Here is a 19,467-nt window from a genome sequence, read left to right as displayed (position 1 = left end):
AATCCTTGGGTCATAATAATACTAATTAAATTTTAGGTTGAGTGTTAACTGGTGACTGCAAATCTATTTGATAAACGCCAAAACCAGATGTATCTGTATCGATAAAGCGAATAGGGTATAGCGAATGTTTTTCAATATAAGATTTAGCTTCATCCGTTGGTGATGATTCAAAGCGAATATCCAATTTTGTGTGGCTAGTAATTGGAGCAATTTGCCAATTATTATCAACGGTAACATTTACTATCCCATATTTTTGGGTGGTATTAGTGATATAAGCCGAAAGAAGCAATCTTAAATCATCAGGCGAATTAAATTTGATATTTTTTTCACCTGTACCTGGAAATATGCCACTATATGCACGATAATTATTGGTGGCAATCAAAAATTCTTCATTAAAATCAATAGATTCTTGCTGAAAAGTTAGATTGCTAATTCTTTCAGATGTTGGATTAATTAATTGACAATTTGCATCATAACGTGGTGGTTTGGTTACATCTATTTGATAATTCACGCCATCAATAGTATCAAAATTATAGGTTCTGAATTTGTCCCAATTAATTAAATATTGCGGTTGTGATGAATTTGTGTCAATTTGATTATACATACCAGCTGAACATTCCAACCACTCTTTCACCTCTTTACCTGTAATTTTTAAAACCGATAAAATGTTAGGATAAAGATAAATATCTGCGGCATTTCTAAACGATAAATCGCCTTTTAAGATATCAACAAAAGCACTGGGATCGTTTTTTCTGCCACCAGCTTTAAATGGAGCAATGGCTGATAAAACAGGTAGGTCATCAAGATCAGGATCCCCTTGAATAAACTGCTTAACGTAATCGATTTGTGCATCGCTAATAATTTGTAAGGCAGAAGTATCTTCGACCAGTGCTAAATAGCTCGTAATATGGGTTGACACTTTACCTATTGGCTTACCAGCAAATTCACGTGTACCTTGGTGGTCTTTTTTTAGAATATTGACAATCTGTTTGTCGGCCTCTACCAGCGCTTTCTTATTTTTTACATCATAAATAGGTCTAGCTTCGGACTTACCCGAAGCAACTTGCCAATCGGATTTATTACCATTTAGTACTAAATCTACCACACCCAAGTGACTACCCCATTGTCCAGGCATTACCGCTGGAACATGATTGATATTGCCAGTTTGGATATCTGTGTTTGGCAGTGAATGAAACTCTTCACTAGGAAATACGCCGTGAGAGTGACCAAACATAATTGCATTAATACCTTCTACTTGGCTCAAGTAGTAAACTGAATTTTCAGCTAATGCTTTATAAGGTTCACTCGACACGCCAGAGTGAGGAATGGCAATAATGACATTGGCACCTTGTTTTTTCATTTCAGGCACTAATAATTTGGCAGTTTCAGTAATATCTTTAACGATAACTTTGCCATCAAGATTAATTTTGTCCCATTGCATAATTTGTGGTGGTACAAAACCAATATAGCCAATCTTAATTGTGTGTTTATCGCCATTTCTATCAACAACAGGGGTATCGACAATAATATATTGTTTAAAAAATGGTTTATTGGTTTGAGCATCATAAACATTAGCGTTAACGTAAGGAAATTTAGCGCCAGAAAGACTTTTTTGCAGAAATTCTAATCCAAAATTAAATTCGTGGTTACCAATATTACCAACAGTATAATTAAGTGTATTGAGTGCTTTATAAACAGGATGAATATCTCCATCATTAAGACCTTTATTTACTGCATAATCGGCCATTGGGCTACCTTGAATCAGATCGCCATTATCGACAAGAACACTATTTTTTACTTCACTTCTTGCTTGATGAATTAAATTGGCAGTTTTTACTAATCCAAACGAATCAACAGGCTGATCTTTAAAATAATCATAATTCATCATGTTACCGTGCAAGTCAGTCGTTTCAATAATCCTTAAATCAACTGTCGCAGCATTAACAGCGCCAGAAATAAATAGGGTTAAAAAGATTAGGGTTAACTTATTTTTTTTCATACAAATCTCCTATTGTTCTGACAAATTAATTAGTTAATGGGTATAGCAAGTAGCAATTTTTGATATTCTAGAAATCGTTCAATGATTGCTGGATGATATTTTTTGTCATTAATGCATTTTTTCATCACCAGCCTATCATTAGCTGTAAAACATGAAAGGACCTGCTCTATCAAACGATTTTTAACCGATTCTTCGGCAAACGCGGCTTGAACCCCACACAGCGTTATATCAAGCAATTCTAATCGGGAAAATGCAAATATGGATTGGGCGATGTTATATTCTTTTTCAATATCGGTACCAAAAATCCCTGCATCATCCGTATTAAGGGTAATACGAACACCTTGATCATAAAGCTGCCTTATTGGGTGCTGATAGATATCACCGTGCAGTTCATTAACTAAAATTCGATTGCTCGTTAAAGCAATTTCAAGTGTGATTTTTTTATCGACTAGTTCATAAATAAGGGCTTTATTTTCAATGGCACGAATACCGTGTCCAATTCTGTTTGCACCGTGTTTAAGCGCTTGAATAATACTTTCGGCCGAATCAATTTCGCCAGCGTGATACGATTTTTTTAAATTAAGCTTAGTTGCCAACTCATGGGCATCTTGAAAATCATCAAAATGTCCAGCCATTTCGTTGCCAGCAATATTAAATCCGGTAATAAAGTGATGATGATTATGCTGAATAAAATGCAACGTATCGTAAACCACTTTCGCACCCAAGTGCCTAACACCAATAACATGATATCTAACTGTAATATCATAATCGTTTTGTACCTGCATAATTGCTTTATCCATTTGGAAAAGTGTTTGATGAAATCTTTCTTTATCCCAAATAATTTCACCATTAACTTCGGTTGTGCAAATATGATAGGGCGAAAGGAACAGCTCACAATAAATTAATCCTTGCTTGGCATTTCTATAAAGAAAATCGTAAGTAATGGAATAATAATCTTCAGGGTCTTTTAGAAAATTAGAAACGGTATCATACGTTTTGATAAACTCTTCAAATTTGGACTCATCATACAAATATCTACCATTTTTATATTCTTTAGTATTGTATTGACCAGGTTGATAACACAACGTATTGGGAAAAGGAACATTATTTTTTTGAGCTAGCTGATGAGCCATCATAGGAGTAATGCTTCCTTCAATATGCTCATGCAATATAACTTTGGGTATTATTTGATTGTTCATTAGGTATTTAATCTATTTTAAATGAGTTAAATTGGCTTTAGTAATAATGCCATTAATATACTTATCAAAAGCTCAAAATAGCATACACAATATTGATAATGATAAATTAGGTTATTTTACCTTGATAAGACATCTGTCTGCCATACCTTTTGCATTACTTATTTCTATTTTTGTGCGGTAAATCATATTTTTACGCTAATGTATTACCAGTAAAAAGGCAACAATTTATATTGTTGCCTGCATATTGATTAAGTGGTAGAGATGAGTAACCACTCAATGAATTATTCATTGACGATTTGATTTGCTTTTGAATTAGGATTCTCGTTTTTAAAAATCAACATAAACACAATAGCTAGAACCAAAGCATAACTTGCAAAAACAAGCCAGACCGTTTGCCAATCAATGCCACTTGTAGTTGTGTAATGATCAACTACAAAGCCACTAATTACTGAACCTAAATAAGCACCAAGCCCATTAGTCATGGTCATAAATAATCCTTGAGCACTGTTACGAATAGTTGGCGATACCGATTTTTCCACGTACATTGAACCGGATATATTGTAAAAGTCGAAAGCACAACCATAAACAATCATTGAAAGAAGCAGCAACACAAAACCAATAGGAGACGGATCACCATATGCAAATAAACCAAAACGTGCTACCCAAGCAAACATACTAATTAGCATGACATATTTGATACCTAAACGTTTCATAAAAAAAGGGACAAATAAGATAAATGCTACTTCTGAAATTTGAGAAATAGACAACAATACAGAAGGATACTTAACTACTAAACTATCAGCATATTCTGGGAATTTTTCAAAATCATGCAAAAATGGATTACCAAAAGTATTGGTGATTTGTAAAATGCCGCCTAATAAAACCGCAAATAAAAAGAAAATAGCCATTCTAGGTTGTTTGAATAAAACAAAAGCATCTAATCCTAATGAACTAATGATGCTTTTTTCTTCAGTAGTATTTTTTGCTGTTGGAATTAATGGTAATGAGAAAGAATAAAGGCTGAGTAATAAAGAAGATGCAGCTGCAATATACAGTTGTATGTTACTAAGTTCTAACTGTAAAAAGCTAACAAGCCACATGGCAACAATAAAGCCGATTGTTCCAAAAATTCTGATACAAGGAAACTGAGTAATAACATCAAGTCCTTGTGATTCTAAGCAAGAATAGGAGATTGAATTTGAAATAGCGATAGTAGGCATGAAAGCTAAGCAGTGAATAAGTATCACAATCATCATCATAAAAGGTGAAGTTACAGAAGCAGCAATAAAGAGCGTTACCGCACCAATGAAATGACAAAGCATATACAAGCGATTAGCGGGTATCCATCTATCAGCTACAATACCAAGTAAGCTTGGCATAAATAATGAAGCGATCCCCATTGTTCCATATATCGATCCAACTTCAATACCAGTAAATTCTAATTTACGCATCATGTAAGAACCTAGGGTTATTAACCAACTTCCCCAGATAAAAAATTGTAAGAAAAATATAACTTTAAGTTGAAACTTAATATTCATTTATGATTCCTTAATAAACGAGATCTTGTATAACCTATTACCTAAATATCAATAAATAATTATTTGATCAAAATAAAAAATGGCAGATTTACCTGCCATTTTTTTAGTTTTGATTTAATAAAACAGACTCTAGTGCAACGGTGATCATTTCTTTAAAGCCTAGCTGTCTTTGCTCTGCCGACATTGCTTCACCTTTTCGAATGTGATCCGAAACCGTACAAATAGTTAGTGCTTTAGCACCATATTCAGCCGCAACGCCATAAATACCAGCAGCTTCCATTTCCACACCTAAAATATTATATTTTTCCATCACATCAAACATATCAGGCTCAACACTATAAAACAGGTCAGCAGAAAACAGATTACCAACTTTAACATTGACACCTAATTTTTTAGCGGCATTAACGGCATTACAGGTTAAATCAAAATCAGCGATAGCAGCAAAATCATGATCTTTAAAACGTAAGCGATTAACTTTTGAATCGGTACAAGCACCTAACCCAACAATCACATCACCCACGTTAACATTAGGGCTAATTGCACCACACGAACCTATACGTATAATGTTTTCAACACCATAAAATTTAATCAGTTCGGTTGCATAAATAGAACAAGATGGAATGCCCATTCCATGCCCCATAATCGAAACTTTTTGACCTTTGTAATAACCGGTAAAACCTAACATTGCTCTTACATTGGTAACTTCTTGTGCGTTTTCTAAAAAGGTTTCTGCAATGAACTTTGCTCGTAGCGGATCGCCAGGCATTAAAACGGTTTTTGCAAAAGCATTATCAACGGCATTAATATGCGGGGTAGACATTAACTTCTCCTGATATTTGTTTCTAAATCAATATTACTTAAACTTAAATTACTTATTTTTTATAAAGGATTTACCATAATCCATTGGCGATAAGTCAAAATAGTCGGCAACACTTTGTCCAATATCGGCAAATGTTTCGCGATGACCTAAAGATCCAACTGGCACACTATCGCCATAAACAATGACAGGAATATGTTCGCGAGTATGATCGGTGCCGGTCCAAGTTGGATCACAACCATGATCGGCACTAATAATAAGTAGATCGCCGGGCTTAATAAGTGCTAACATTTCAGGTAAGCGACGATCAAAATATTCTAACGCAGCAGCATAACCCGATACATCTCGACGATGACCATAAGATGAGTCAAAATCGACAAAATTAGTAAATACGATAGTGTTATTTTTAGCTTGTTTGATTTCTTCTAGTGATGCATCAAATAAAGCTTCAATACCGGTTGCTTTCACTTTTTTGGTAATTCCAACTTGGGCATAGATATCGGCGATTTTACCGATGGACACCACAGTGCCTTGTTTTTCATCAACCAGCTTTTTAATCATTGTTGGTGCAGGGGGCTCAACAGCAAGATCGTGACGATTTCCAGTCCGCACAAATTCGCCCGCTTTTTTACCAACAAATGGTCTAGCAATAACACGGCCAATATTGTAATTACCTTTATTTAGCTCGTCACGTGCAATTTCACAAACCTCATAAAGTCTATCTAAACCAAAAGTCTCTTCATGACAGGCAATTTGGAATACTGAATCAGCAGAAGTATAAAAAATAGGTTTACCAGACGTCATATGTTCTTCACCAAGCTCATCAAGAATAATCGTGCCTGAAGAATGACAATTACCTAAATAGCCGGGAAGTTTTGCGCGAGAAACAATTTTGTCTAAAAGATCTTGAGGAAAGCTATTAGTGGTATTAGTAAAATAACCCCAATCAAAGAGTACTGGTACACCTGCAATTTCCCAGTGCCCTGAAGGAGTATCTTTACCAGATGAAAGTTCACTAGCATAACCATATGAACCAATAATGTCTCCTTCTGTCACCATTCCTTTAGGATATATTCCTGTCGATTCATATGCGGCTTCTATTAAACCTAATTTACCTAGATTAGGTAGTTTTAATGGCCCACTTCGACCTTGTTCCGCTTTACCTAATGCACAAAACTCAGCAATATGACCCAATGTATCTGCACCTTCATCCCCAAATTTTTTGGCATCTTCAGCCCCACCGATTCCAAACGAATCTAGGATCATAATAAAAACTCTTTTCATAATTTCCTCTAACTCATTGAAGCAAAACTTAACTCGCGCACAATCAATAACCGTTAATTAAATAACAGCGTTTGTTTTTTGTACTATTAATAAGTGATTTAGACTATAGCTTATAAAAAACATTGCTTGACTAGTTATAATACACGATAACAAAAAACAAAAAAGATTTAAGCATTACTTTAGCCGAATATTTGTATAAATAATGCGATTAATTTGATTATAGTTATACTTTTGTCGCCAAAAAGTGAATATACCGCTTCTATAAAGAGCACAATTAATGGCAAATTTATAGAAAAATTCACAATCATTCACGATTAAATAATTAATCAAATAAGCTTAACCATTGTGGTAATATAGACAGCAAATGTGATAGAGTCCAAACTATAAAAATAACATATAAAATCGATTGACTTTGGGATATCTATTTTCACAAAAAATAAAGGTAGTTATCAATGAAACAAAAAATTCCTAATACATTTGGCCTAACTGTTTTTGCCCAAAATGTTGTTACGATCACGACAGTTGAACAATTACAACAAGTTTGGCAAGATAACTCCCAAAATTTACCTATTATAATTATTGGTGAAGGCAGTAATACCCTCTTTACCTGTGATTTTGATGGTATTGTTATTGTCAATCGCATCAAAGGTATTACCATAACTGAAACCGAACAAGCATGGCATTTAAAAGTGGGTGCTGGCGAAATTTGGCATGATTTAGTGTCAACAACCATTGCGCAAAATATATCAGGACTTGAAAACCTAGCATTAATTCCAGGTTGTGTTGGTTCGGCGCCCATTCAAAATATTGGTGCTTATGGAGTTGAATTTCAAAACATTGCTGACTATGTGGAGTTGCTTGAGCTTGCTACAGGAAAAATTATCACAGTAACCGATGGTCAATATGGTTACCGTGAAAGCATCTTCAAAAAAGCATATTTGCAAGGTTATGCGGTTATCAATGTTGGAATTAAATTATCCAAACAGTGGCAACCAGTATTAAATTACGGTGAATTACGAAACTTTGATCCAAAAAGTGTCACCCCAAAAATGGTCTTTAATAAAGTATGTGAAATTCGCCGTAGTAAATTGCCTGATCCAAAAGTGCTTGGTAATGGGGGAAGTTTTTTTAAAAATCCCGTGGTCGATAAAATTGTGGCGGACAAGCTACTTGAAATTTATCCAAACATGCCCATATATCCACAAGTTAACGGACAAATAAAATTAGCCGCAGGTTGGCTTATCGATCAGTGTGGTCTAAAAGGCTATCAAATAGGCGGAGCTGCTGTGCATCAACAACAAGCGCTCGTATTAGTCAACAAAAATCAAGCAACAGCACAAGATGTGGTTGAATTAGCTCGTTATATAAAAAAATGTGTATTTCAAAAATTCTTGGTGAGTTTATCGCCAGAAATCCGATTTATCGGCAACTCGAGCGAAATTGATGCAGACAGTTATTTATAATTAACACCAAATTATACTTGTCCGCAAATTATAACCCCTAAATTATATGCGATAATATTATGAAACATTCGTATTCATTTCCTATTTTATTAACGAGTTTACTCTTTGTGACTATCTCGTTGTCAGCACTCAATACGCAAGTGCCATTGTGGCTAGTGCGTAATGAGTTTTCGCTTGGGCAAATTGGTCTTGTGGGATCAAGCTATTTTACTGGTAACTTGATTGGTACTATTTTTGCCAATTGGTTTATTAGCAAATTTAATGCTCGACACACTTATACCTATAGTTGCATTATTTTTGCTATTGCAACTATTGGTTTAAGTTTTTCGATGGATTTTTATAGCTGGATCATGTGGCGCTTTTTTATTGGTATTGCTTGCGCTGTCACTTGGGTGGTTATTGAAAGTTGCATATTACTCACTGGCCCTGTGCATACACGCGGAAAAATGCTTGCAGTTTATTTAACCACTTATTATTTAGGCACGGTTTTGGGGCAAGCTTTGTTACAGTATTTTCCACAAGATGTCTTGTATTTTGGATTGGTTATTATGTTACTAATGGGGCTTGCGATTTTATTTATTTTGCGCACACATTATAAATTACCCAAAAGAAAAAAAAGCAGCTTTGACATTATGCCAATGATATTAAATAAACCCTCTCGGCTTGGGTTAACCGGTTGCGTTATTGCTGGTATGTTAATTGGATCGTTATATTCACTATTACCAGTTTATTATTCACACTTGGGCTATAGCGATACTCAAGTTGCTAATTGGATGATTTTACTTATTTTATCAGGAGTGGCAGCACAAATGCCTGCCAACTGGTGTGCCGACAAATTTGGACGGCAAATGGTATTGCTAATTGAATCGCTGCTCATGTTGGTTGCATGTATCATGCTTATATTTAATTGGTTTGGTGTGTTGGCAATTATCTTATTAGGTGCAACCATTTACACCATTTATCCTATATCCATGGCTTGGGCTTGCTCATGTGTTAAAAAGCAAAATATTGTGGCTATGAACCAAGCAATGCTATTAACTAACACCTTAGGTAGCCTAGTTGCTCCTGCGGTGATAGCATTCATCATGGATAAAACGAGTAATACCTATTTATTTGTTAGTTTTGCTATAATTTCGTTATACTTCGTTATCTTATTAGTTAAAAAAAGAGGAACGGATGCGCAGCCACAAAAAGCCACTTAAATTAATTAAAATATTGGCCGATGGACAGTTCCACTCAGGCGAAGAATTGGCAACCATTTTCGGTATAACACGTGCTGGTATTAATAAATATATCAAACAGCTGCGTGAGTGGGGGATAGCATTAACGTCAGTGCAAGGTAAAGGCTATTGCTTGGCATCTCCTCTTAATTTGCTTAATAAAGCCAAAATTGACGAGTATTACCAGTCGAATAGCCAGTGTGAAGTATTACCGATTATTGATTCAACCAATCAATATCTGCTTGATCGAATAGGGCAATTAACATCAGGTGATTGCTGTGTGGCTGAATTTCAATCAAAAGCGAGAGGAAGACGTGGGCGAAAATGGTTTTCCCCTTTTGGTAGCAATTTATACTTCTCGATGTATTGGCGATTAGACCAAGGCGTGGCCGCGGCAATGGGGTTAAGTTTGGTGGTCGGGATAGTACTTGCTGATACATTACGCACATTATCAGGCCAAGAGATCAAAGTTAAATGGCCAAATGATCTTTATCTTAACGACCAAAAGTTAGCAGGTATTTTAGTTGAGCTCGCCGGTAAAACTGGCGACTGTGCCCATGTAGTGATTGGTGTAGGTGTCAATCTAACCATGACAAACCCCGATATCAACATAGTTAACCAAAAATGGGCGAATTTAGGTAATGTTGATCGTAATTTACTTGTGGCACAAGTTGCCAAAGTCTTAAAAAGTAAATTAATCGAATTTGAAAAACATGGTTTAGCACCATTTATTCATGATTGGAATAGACTAGATAACTTTGCCAATCGACCAGTAAAACTATTAATTGGTGATAATATCATTCGCGGCATTGCAAAAGGTATTAATGAGCAAGGTGCTTTATTGTTAGAACAAAACGGTAAAATTAATGCCCATATTGGTGGCGAAATATCATTAAGAATGGATGAATAATAAACCCAAAATGATTTAACAAAACTATTCCGCTTGTAACAAGCGGAATAGATTAAGCAAACATATTCTTAACTTTTATTTTTAAATTTCAAAACCCGAAGGGCATTAGCGGTCACAATCGCAGTCGTGCCTGAATCAGCCAACACAGCTAGCCACAGTCCAGTAACACCAAACAAACTGGTAATCAAAAAGATCAGCTTAATGCCTAATGCAATGGTAATATTTTGTTTAATATTACGACTCGCAAAGCGAGTTAAGCGAATTAACTTAGGCAAACTGAGTAAGCTATTTTTAGTTAATGCGGCATCGGCAGCTTCTAGCGCAACATCTGTGCCACTTCCCATGGCAATACTCACAGTTGCAGCCTTCATGGCTGGCGAATCATTAATACCGTCACCTACCATAGCAATTGACGTTGTGTTGCGGATCTTTTCAATGGCAATCAACTTATCGGCAGGCAACAGTTCAGCGCGGTAATCCATACCTAACTGATCGGCAATAGCTTTAGCTGCTCGCGCATTATCGCCTGTTAGCATCAAAGATTTAATACCAAGCTGATTAAGTTCATTCATTGTAGTAATTGCATCTGACCGCAACATATCTTGCAGAGCAATAATGCCCATCAGTTGTTGATTTGTTACCGCAACCACCACGGTTTTACCTGCACTTTCAAGTTCCGCAATGAGTTTATTGTGTTCATCATTTAAAGGCGTTGAAACGGTCGCAACTTTGCTTGGCGAAACAATATAAAAAGTCTGATTATCAATCTCGCCTTGAATACCAATTCCCGCGATTGCTTTACGATTGTCAGCCTGATTAATGCTTAACTGATTTTGTAATGCGTAATCAACAATAGCTTTACCAATAGGATGATGCGAACCACTTTCAACCGAGGCAACCATTGCTAATAATTGTTCTTTGGAAATATCTTGAGCAATCACATCGGTTACTTGTGGTTTACCTTCAGTTAAGGTACCAGTCTTATCAAACGCAACCAGTTTAACCGAACCAATATGCTCTAATGCTGCTCCACCTTTAATTAACACCCCTTGCTTTGCCGCATTCGACAAGGCCGATGTTATCACCGCAGGGGTTGAAATCACCAGCGCACAAGGGCAACCAATTAATAACAACGTCAAGCCACGATAAAACCAAGTATACCAATCAGCATTAAGCAACAAAGGTGGCACAACAATCACCAATAGTGCAAATAAAGCAATTGTAGGCGTATAGTAACGGCTAAATTTATCAATAAAACGTTCAATAGGCGCTTTGCTCTCTTCGGCATCTTCAATCATCTGTAAAATACGATCAACCGCATTTTGCCCGACTTCTGATACCACTTTAAGTTGAATTGTATTATCAACCACCAACGAACCAGCCATAATTTTGTCGCCTGAAAGATAATTAACAGGAATGGACTCGCCAGTTAATGCGCTTTCATCAATATTGGCTTGCTCACTAATTAAAATGACATCAGCAGGCAACCGCCCTCCAGATGAAATTTCAATAATATCCTCGGGTTTTAAACTATGACTGGCAACGGTTTTTCGTACACCGTCAATGATTATCACGGTCTCTTCTGGCATGAGCTGAGCAAGCGAGGAAATGCCTTTTTTTGCTTTACTTGTAGCAACACCTTCTAACATTTCACCAATCATAAATAAAAATATCACCATGGTGGCTTCTTCGGCAGCACCAATAAATAAAGCACCAATAGCCGACACGCTCATTAACGACTCTATCGCAAATGGTGTACCACTGCGCGTTAAAACCAATGCTTCTTTCAAAATAGGAATGAGCCCAACAATTGCCGTCACCATAAAGGCATATTCGCCAACGGTTTGATTACATAACAAAAGGATATAACTCATAACAATTAAAGCGCCTAACACCGCTAAAGGGATTAATGCTTTATTATCAAAACGATGGGAATGCTCATGATGATGTGAATGTTCGGGGGATGATTCAAAAATAGGCTTATAGCCTAACTCGACGATTTTATCTTCGATCAATTTAATCGTTTTTTCATTCTTTTGTGGAACAAAAACAACTAATTTTTCGGTAGAAAAGATAATCTTGGTTTGGCAAATATTGGGTAATGTCTTTAAACTATTTTCAATTTTTTGCGCACAGTTTGCACAATCCATGCCTTTTATTTTCCATGTTAATTTAGTTTGATTGATTTGCCTGTCGGGGTCATCAGGGGGATCGCCAAACTCATTTTTGGGGTTAGTCTTATGGGTACTACCGCCACAACTCTGGGTTGATTCTTGATGACAATTTAACTCATGAGAGAAATTTGCATGATTATGCGCCAGATTTTGACAATTATCATGACAACATTCATGGCGGTGATGTTTGTGGCACATTGATTTGTTATTATATAACATAACGTTACCTCGTTTTGGGGGATGATTTTGATTGTACGCTAAAAAATAAAAAAGAAAATAGGAGTTATTAAACTTTTGTATTAATCATAAATTTCCTTTACATTTTTAGCCACATTATTCAACGTGCTAATGCAACTATACCGATATAATCTTTTGCTAATTTATCTATATCTCGATAATCTTTCATTCTAGCAACTGTATTTTCAACCAAATGGCGATATTTATATAAACACCAATCAATATCACTATTTCCTTTTCGTGAGTTTCTTTTTCTTGAGATAACCGGATGACTTTGCTTCTTTATAATCACTTCTTGTATCTTTTCACTATTATAACTTCTATCGTCAATCATATATTCACTGTAGGTAAGTTTTCAATTTGAAGCTTTTTGACAAGATTATTAATACTTTTGCTCTAAATTTTATTGGGTATTTTTATTTTCCCTATTTAAGTTCGGCAGAATAAGGTAAGTAGTCTACATTATCTAGACTGAGTTAATTGTAGTTGCTGCACTTGACATTAAATTATCGATCCATTGAATATAAAACAGTTGGTTACTTTATTTTTGGATATTAAAATTGTAGGCATTCCATATTACTTTCATATTGATATTCGGTATATAATCATTGAAAACACCTTAATGGAGAGTTTTCATGGCTAATGCATCTTCGTTTCGCCAAAAACAAAGCATTATCTTTGTTGCCTTTTTATTCACCACTTTTATTGTCGGTATTGCAGGGGCTTTACAATCCCCCACATTAAGTCGATTTTTAACTTTTGAAGTCAATGTAAATTCACGTTTAGTTGGGCTTTTTTTTTCAATTAATGCTTTAGCCAGCATTGTTGGTAGTTTTATACTAGCTAAATATTCGGACAAAAAGGGCGACAGGCGTTATATTGTCATTTTCTGCTGTTTAATGGGTATTGCTAACAGCGTCATCTTCGCCTTTTCACGTCACTATTTGGTGTTAATCACACTTGGAGTTCTGTTTGCTGCGTTATCGTCTGCTGCTATGCCACAAATTTTTGCCTTAGCGCGTGAATATGCTGTCAAAACTGGGCGTAATGTTGTGGCCTTTAACTCACTTATTCGTGCTCAACTTTCACTAGCGTGGGTGTTTGGTCCACCAATTTCATTTGGTTTAGCCATTAAGTTTGGCTTTACGGTCATGTATTTAACCGCTATGGGCATGTTTATTGTCGCGATGCTGTTTGTTGCCGTTTTTTTACCTTCAGTTGAAAAAAATCCTACTTCACAACTAAATAACGCAACTGAGCTACAAGCGGCAAATCAACCGCTTTGGAAAAACAGAAATGTACTTTGCTTATTGTTATCCACTGTATTTATGTGGACAGCAAACATGATGTATATCATCGATATGCCACTTTATGTTGATGTTGTATTACATTTGTCTGATTCATTACCTGGCTTATTAATGGGGCTTGCTGCCGGTATCGAAATCCCCGTTATGATTATTGCCGGATATTTAGTGCCTTATTTAGGTAAGCGAAATCTATTTTTTATCGCAATTATCTGTGGCTTAATTTTTTATATTGGTATGATTTTTTTTACCAATGAATACGCTTTATTAATATTACAACTCTTTAATGCGCTATTTATCGGAATTGTGGCTAATATTGGTATTATCTATTTTCAGGATCTATTACCAACTAAAATGGGAGTGGCTTCAACTTTATTTAATAACGGCGTTATCTTTAGCATAATTGTTGCCGGAATGCTACAAGGGTTTGTATCAGAAGCCTATGGGCATCAGGTCATCTATTGGATTGCGTTAATTATGGTCGCAATATCATTATTATTTTGTGCATTGGTGAAAGACACAAATCGTTAACTGGATTAACAGCGAATTAATAGGGGATAATTAAAAATAGATTCGTCTTCCCAAAAGCAATGAAGACGAATAACTAAAATGATTTTAAATATCAAACATCTATAATAAATTTTTATAAAAAGTATAATTTGTTCTTTCATAACCCAACGGCGTTATGGCAATAAAGTTTGCGTTAACAGCATCAAACTCTTTATTATCATCAAGTATTTGCAAATTGCGTTTAGCTCTAAACCACAAATAGTCATTGCCTTGGGGATCTTGGGTTGGCATTACCACAAAACGACTCACATCGCTATCGCCTTGCTTGGTTATTTTCAAACCTTTAACTTGATGTGCCGAACAGGCTGGAAACTTAACATTACAGCAGATATTTTGCGGAGTCGATAACGAAAGTAATTTAGTAATAATTGATTGAGCATGATGCTTAACACAATCCCAGTTAGTTGGCTGATTATCTTCATTGGTTACTTGACTTAGCGCTATCGCAGGAATTTCCAAAGTCATTGCCATCATTGTTGCATCAACTGTGCCAGATAAGATTGTTTCAAACCCGACATTCGAACTATTATTGATCTCAGATAGCACGAGATCAGGTAAGCTATTAAATATTTAATTGCAAATAATGACAATCGACAGACGTGCCATACACGGCAAATTCTTGTTTACCACGCTGATCCACTCTAAATGGCGAGGTTAGACTAACCGAACACGATACACCACTTTGATCTATCGCTGGCGCAACAATCCAAACCTCGAGCGCTATTTTTTGCTACTTCTTGCAATAGCTTAATGCCTGGTGCGTCAAACCCATCATCATTTACTAACAAAATGCGGTTAACTAATTTAGTTAACATAGTCTTTTTTATTGGGTAAATGTATTACATTCATTAATTGAACCACTATCAAATCCACGTTTAAACCATGTATAACGTTGTTTAGATGTGCCGTGTGTAAAACTATCGGGCACGACGTATCCTTCACTTTGCTGTTGTAAGCGGTCATCGCCAATGGCGTTTGCGGTGTTTAAGGCTTGTTCAATATCACCTACATCTAGTCGGTTTTGCTGTTGCATTGCATTGCCCCACATACCAGCAAAACAATCGGCTTGTAATTCTAACTTAACCGATAATTGATTACTTGTGAGTGCTGATTGTGTCTGTTTTAAATGCTCTACATAGCTAAATGTCCCCAGCAAATTTTGTACATGATGACCAATTTCATGCGCAATCACATAACCTTGAGCAAAATCACCTCCACCACCAAATCGCTGTTTCATCTCTTGATAGAAAGACATATCTAGATAAACGGATTTATCAATACTGCAATAGAACGGCCCCATAAAGGTTTGCCCTGTACCGCACGATGTTCTTGTCGTGCCCTTGTAAAGTACCAACTTAGGGGGGATATAAGTTTTACCTAAACGTTGAAATTCCTGATGCCAATAATCTTCAGTACTGGCTAAAATGATTGATGTAAATTTAGCAGCATCTGCATCGTCAATCGAAGATTGATTAGTGTTTTGCTCAGTATTGCTGGCATCAATTAAGGTTGAATTTAGCAAGCCAGTCAAATCAACGCCATAATAGCCTGCTACTAACACCACAATAAATAATACAATTTTGCCTTTACCTCCAATTGGGATTCGCGTTCCCATTTCACTTCCTGATTGTGAGCGACGATCTTCGATGTTATCACTCTCTCTTTGGTCTCTCCAGCGCATAAGGGCCACCTTATCAATTTTGTTTTAATTATTTTAAAGGATAACAAATAAGGATTCTAGGTTAAGTTAATATTAACGTCACAATTAAAATACATTGGCATAATGTGAGCGAATATAAATTAAGTAGGAGTATTTTCCAAATTCATTATTTTTTTACTATCTATAGGTATATAATAACCCGATCAATCATTATATCTTTACTCTGATGTTAGGGTATTATCATGCCATATTTATTACTTACATTAGCGGCTTGCTTTTGGGGCGGAAATTATGTTATTGGGCGAGTATTGGTTACACAAGCCGATCCTATGGTAATATCTGAAGGTCGATGGATTATCACTGCGCTGTTATTATTGTGTTTATATCACCAACAACTCCGTAATGATCTGCCAAAAATTAAAAAATCGATTTGGTCTATATGTTTGCTTGCTATTTTTGGGCAAATTTTGTTCCCGTTAACACTTTATATTGGATTGCAATATACCTCATCGCTTAATGCGTCAATTTACCTTTCGGCAACGCCATGCATGGTATTGGTTATGAATAAATTATTATTTAATGATACGATTTCAAAAAATAATATTTTAGGGGTTTTATTTAGTACTATCGGTGTGATTTATTTAATTTTACAAGGAAACCTAACCAATTTAACTGAACTTAGCAATATCAATAAAGGTGACCTGTGGGCAATGGCATCGGCACTAAGCTGGGCTTGTTATAGCGCATTTTTGCGGTTAAAAGATAAATCGATATCGGGTAATACCTTTGTAACTATCAGTGCAGTGTTAGGTTCAGCAATGCTATTGCCCATTGCTTTAGTCTATTTTTATTGTTATCCAGTTTCTAACCTAGCACATTATACTACCCCTGACTTTTTGCTTGGTTTACTATATATCGCTATTTTTGCATCTTGGCTATCTTATTTATTTTGGAATAAAGGCATAGTTGAAATTGGTGCAACCAGAGGGCAAATTTATACCCATATCATCCCCTTATCAGCCGGCATTTTCAGTATTGTGTTTTTACATACACCAGTTGCCTATTTTCATCTTGTTTCGATAGTATTCATTGTGATTGGGATCTATTTTTGTTCAAAAAAATAAACCGCTAATTATGTTTACACCGCTACATCATTAGCAGTTTATTTGCTGGATTTTACAAAATAGGGGGATTTTGCTATAATTGGTACTCAATCTTCACGAAAAGGAATTGTTTTGTTGTGATTTGGTAAAAACAAAATAGACAATAAAACTTCAGTTTTTGCTTTTTTATTATCCTCTTTTTTTATCTTTGCTGTCTTTTGCTTCGATTTTAATTAACTGATAAACACATTTTGATGTGTAGTCCAAAAAGTATTGTTCTTTATGTATTCAAAGGTAACCGTTTACCTTGTTGCATCATTCCTTTTTATTATTTGTATGTAAACAGGCGGTATTTTATGAAAAAAATAAGAAAGTCCAAAAACAAACCATTAAACATCAATGATATTCTAATAATTGATGATAGTAAGTTAAAAAAAGCCATTACCGCAGCGGCGTTAGGTAATGCAATGGAGTGGTTTGATTTTGGCGTATATGGTTTTTTAGCTTATGTATTGGGGCAAGTTTTTTTCCCTGATGCATCACCAAGTGTTCAAATGGTGGCAGCGCTTGCCACATTTTCGGTACCGTTTTTAGTTCGCCCGTTAGGTGGCTTAGTTTTTGGTGTTCTTGGCGATAAATTTGGAAGGCAAAAAGTATTATCAATCACTATTATCATAATGTCGTTAAGTACTTTTTGTATCGGTTTAATTCCTTCTTACGCATCAATTGGTATTGCTGCGCCCGTATTATTACTGTTAGCTAAATTTGCTCAAGGCTTTTCAATTGGAGGAGAATATTCTGGCGCAGCCATATTTGTTGCCGAATACTCGCCAGATCGTAAACGAGGTTTTATGGGAAGTTGGTTAGATTTTGGTTCTATTGCTGGGTTTTTAGTTGGCGCAGGTTTAGTTGTGTTATTATCAAGCATTCTTGGCAAAAATGCATTTCATGATTGGGGCTGGCGAATTCCATTCTTATTTGCTTTGCCGCTTGGATTAATTGGGCTGTATTTACGTCATGCATTAGATGAAACACCAGCATTTCAACAGCACACCGATTTAATGGACCAAAATGATCGTGATCATATTACCAATCAACCTAAAATGACATTTAAAGAGATCATAACCAAATATTGGCAGAGCCTACTGGTTTGTGTAGGACTCGTGATTGTCACTAATGTAACTTATTACATGTTGCTTACCTATATGCCTAGCTACTTATCTCACAACTTAAATTATCATACGGAACATGGGGTGCTAATTATTATTGCCATTATGATAGGCATGCTATTTGTGCAACCATTGATTGGATTTATTAGTGATAAAATAGGTCGCCGACCATTTATTATTGGCGGTAGCTTAGGTTTATTAATTCTTTCTTATCCCGCATTTATTATGATCAATAGTGACATTATTGGTCTTATTTTCTTAGGATTACTGATTTTAGCTGTATTACTTAACTGTTTTACTGGCGTTATGGCTTCCATTTTACCGGCTATCTTTCCAACTAGTATTCGTTATAGTGCCTTGGCGATATCTTTTAATATCTCGGTATTAGTTGCCGGTGCGACACCTACCGTTATCGCTTGGCTGGTTGAAGAAAGTCATAATCTATATATGCCAGCATATTATTTAATGGTTGTAGCATTAATTGGTTTAGTTACTGGCATAAAGATGAGAGAAACCGCAAATCAACCATTGCGTGGCGCAACGCCAGCGGCATCAGATCGTTCAGAAGCCAAAGAAATCTTATCGGATCACTTTGACACAATTGAGCACAAAGTCGAAGATATTGAACAGAAGATCGAAACCCTGCAGGCTCAGCGACAGAATTTAGTGGATCAGCATCCTAAGTTAGATTGATTTTTTATTTTTGGAATTTGTATGTTTTACTTTAAAAACATACAAAAATAAAAATTAATAAAATCAATGTTCTACCTGAATGATTTTTTAATGGTAAAATTAACTCATCATAGAAATAACCAAATCG

The 19,467-nt window shown here is 35.7% G+C and carries 15 protein-coding genes and 1 pseudogene; 6 read left to right on the top strand and 10 right to left on the bottom strand.

Annotated features, from left to right (window positions below; translation table 11 throughout):
• Positions 1–25: 25 nt before the first annotated feature.
• The 5 genes from BQ5209_RS01000 to BQ5209_RS00980 form a co-directional block, all read right to left on the bottom strand.
• Positions 26–1,999: a bifunctional 2',3'-cyclic-nucleotide 2'-phosphodiesterase/3'-nucleotidase gene (locus tag BQ5209_RS01000; RefSeq protein ID WP_085246720.1), complete on the bottom strand. Its 1,974-nt coding sequence runs from the start codon at positions 1,997–1,999 to the stop codon at positions 26–28.
• Between the two features lie 29 nt (positions 2,000–2,028).
• Entirely contained in the window at positions 2,029–3,198 is a 1,170-nt protein-coding gene (gene add, locus BQ5209_RS00995; protein ID WP_085246719.1) for an adenosine deaminase, read from the bottom strand.
• A 281-nt stretch (positions 3,199–3,479) separates the two neighbouring features.
• Positions 3,480–4,736, bottom strand: a complete 1,257-nt coding sequence (locus BQ5209_RS00990; protein WP_085246718.1) for a nucleoside permease — start codon at positions 4,734–4,736, stop codon at positions 3,480–3,482.
• 103 nt (positions 4,737–4,839) lie between these two features.
• Complete coding sequence (gene deoD / locus BQ5209_RS00985; protein ID WP_085246717.1) at positions 4,840–5,556, bottom strand: purine-nucleoside phosphorylase; 717 nt, start codon at positions 5,554–5,556, stop codon at positions 4,840–4,842.
• A gap of 48 nt (positions 5,557–5,604) precedes the next feature.
• Positions 5,605–6,837 carry a phosphopentomutase gene (locus BQ5209_RS00980; protein WP_085246716.1) on the bottom strand — a complete coding sequence of 411 codons (1,233 nt, stop codon included), beginning with the start codon at positions 6,835–6,837 and terminating at the stop codon, positions 5,605–5,607.
• Positions 6,838–7,289: 452 nt separating this feature from the next.
• On the opposite strand from BQ5209_RS00980, the gene murB reads away from it, so the two are divergent.
• The 3 genes from murB to birA are packed head-to-tail and all read left to right on the top strand — an operon-like array spanning position 7,290 to position 10,430.
• Positions 7,290–8,300: a UDP-N-acetylmuramate dehydrogenase gene (gene murB / locus BQ5209_RS00975; protein ID WP_085246715.1), complete on the top strand. Its 1,011-nt coding sequence runs from the start codon at positions 7,290–7,292 to the stop codon at positions 8,298–8,300.
• A 59-nt stretch (positions 8,301–8,359) separates the two neighbouring features.
• On the top strand, positions 8,360–9,502 hold the full coding sequence (locus BQ5209_RS00970; protein ID WP_085246714.1) for an MFS transporter: 1,143 nt from the start codon (positions 8,360–8,362) through the stop codon (positions 9,500–9,502).
• A complete protein-coding gene (birA, locus tag BQ5209_RS00965; protein WP_085246713.1) occupies positions 9,477–10,430 on the top strand; it encodes a bifunctional biotin--[acetyl-CoA-carboxylase] ligase/biotin operon repressor BirA in 954 nt (317 codons plus the stop codon). The genes BQ5209_RS00970 and birA overlap by 26 nt, the downstream gene beginning before the upstream one ends.
• 68 nt (positions 10,431–10,498) lie before the next feature.
• Here the strand turns inward: birA and BQ5209_RS00960 are convergent, their stop codons facing one another.
• A complete protein-coding gene (locus tag BQ5209_RS00960) occupies positions 10,499–12,823 on the bottom strand; it encodes a zinc/cadmium/mercury/lead-transporting ATPase (protein ID WP_085246712.1) in 2,325 nt (774 codons plus the stop codon).
• Between the two features lie 118 nt (positions 12,824–12,941).
• Positions 12,942–13,196: pseudogene (locus BQ5209_RS00955) on the bottom strand (IS5/IS1182 family transposase); the annotation flags it as partial.
• Positions 13,197–13,476: 280 nt separating this feature from the next.
• On the opposite strand from BQ5209_RS00955, the gene BQ5209_RS00950 reads away from it, so the two are divergent.
• Positions 13,477–14,676, top strand: coding sequence for an MFS transporter (locus BQ5209_RS00950; protein ID WP_085246710.1), 1,200 nt, complete (start codon positions 13,477–13,479; stop codon positions 14,674–14,676).
• Positions 14,677–14,775: 99 nt separating this feature from the next.
• Here BQ5209_RS00950 and surE read toward each other — a convergent pair whose 3' ends face one another.
• The 3 genes from surE to ypfJ all read right to left on the bottom strand — a co-directional run bounded on the left by surE (position 14,776) and on the right by ypfJ (position 16,396).
• Positions 14,776–15,261 (bottom strand): 5'/3'-nucleotidase SurE, encoded by a 486-nt coding sequence (surE, locus tag BQ5209_RS00945; RefSeq protein WP_167370288.1) that lies wholly within the window; start codon positions 15,259–15,261, stop codon positions 14,776–14,778.
• A gap of 16 nt (positions 15,262–15,277) precedes the next feature.
• Complete coding sequence (locus tag BQ5209_RS10975) at positions 15,278–15,439, bottom strand: 5'/3'-nucleotidase SurE (protein WP_085246802.1); 162 nt, start codon at positions 15,437–15,439, stop codon at positions 15,278–15,280.
• A gap of 99 nt (positions 15,440–15,538) precedes the next feature.
• A complete protein-coding gene (gene ypfJ / locus BQ5209_RS00935; protein WP_085246708.1) occupies positions 15,539–16,396 on the bottom strand; it encodes a KPN_02809 family neutral zinc metallopeptidase in 858 nt (285 codons plus the stop codon).
• A gap of 221 nt (positions 16,397–16,617) precedes the next feature.
• On the opposite strand from ypfJ, the gene BQ5209_RS00930 reads away from it, so the two are divergent.
• Both BQ5209_RS00930 and proP read left to right on the top strand, forming a co-directional pair.
• Entirely contained in the window at positions 16,618–17,499 is an 882-nt protein-coding gene (locus tag BQ5209_RS00930; protein WP_085246707.1) for a DMT family transporter, read from the top strand.
• A gap of 335 nt (positions 17,500–17,834) precedes the next feature.
• Positions 17,835–19,340: a glycine betaine/L-proline transporter ProP gene (gene proP / locus BQ5209_RS00925; protein WP_085246706.1), complete on the top strand. Its 1,506-nt coding sequence runs from the start codon at positions 17,835–17,837 to the stop codon at positions 19,338–19,340.
• Positions 19,341–19,467: the final 127 nt, after the last annotated feature.

The sequence above is a fragment of the Gilliamella mensalis genome (assembly GCF_900103085.1).
GTDB classification, from domain to species: domain Bacteria; phylum Pseudomonadota; class Gammaproteobacteria; order Enterobacterales; family Orbaceae; genus Gilliamella; species Gilliamella mensalis.
The sequence above is the reverse complement of the archived record's forward strand: the minus strand, read 5'-3'. Positions and strand labels throughout refer to the sequence as shown.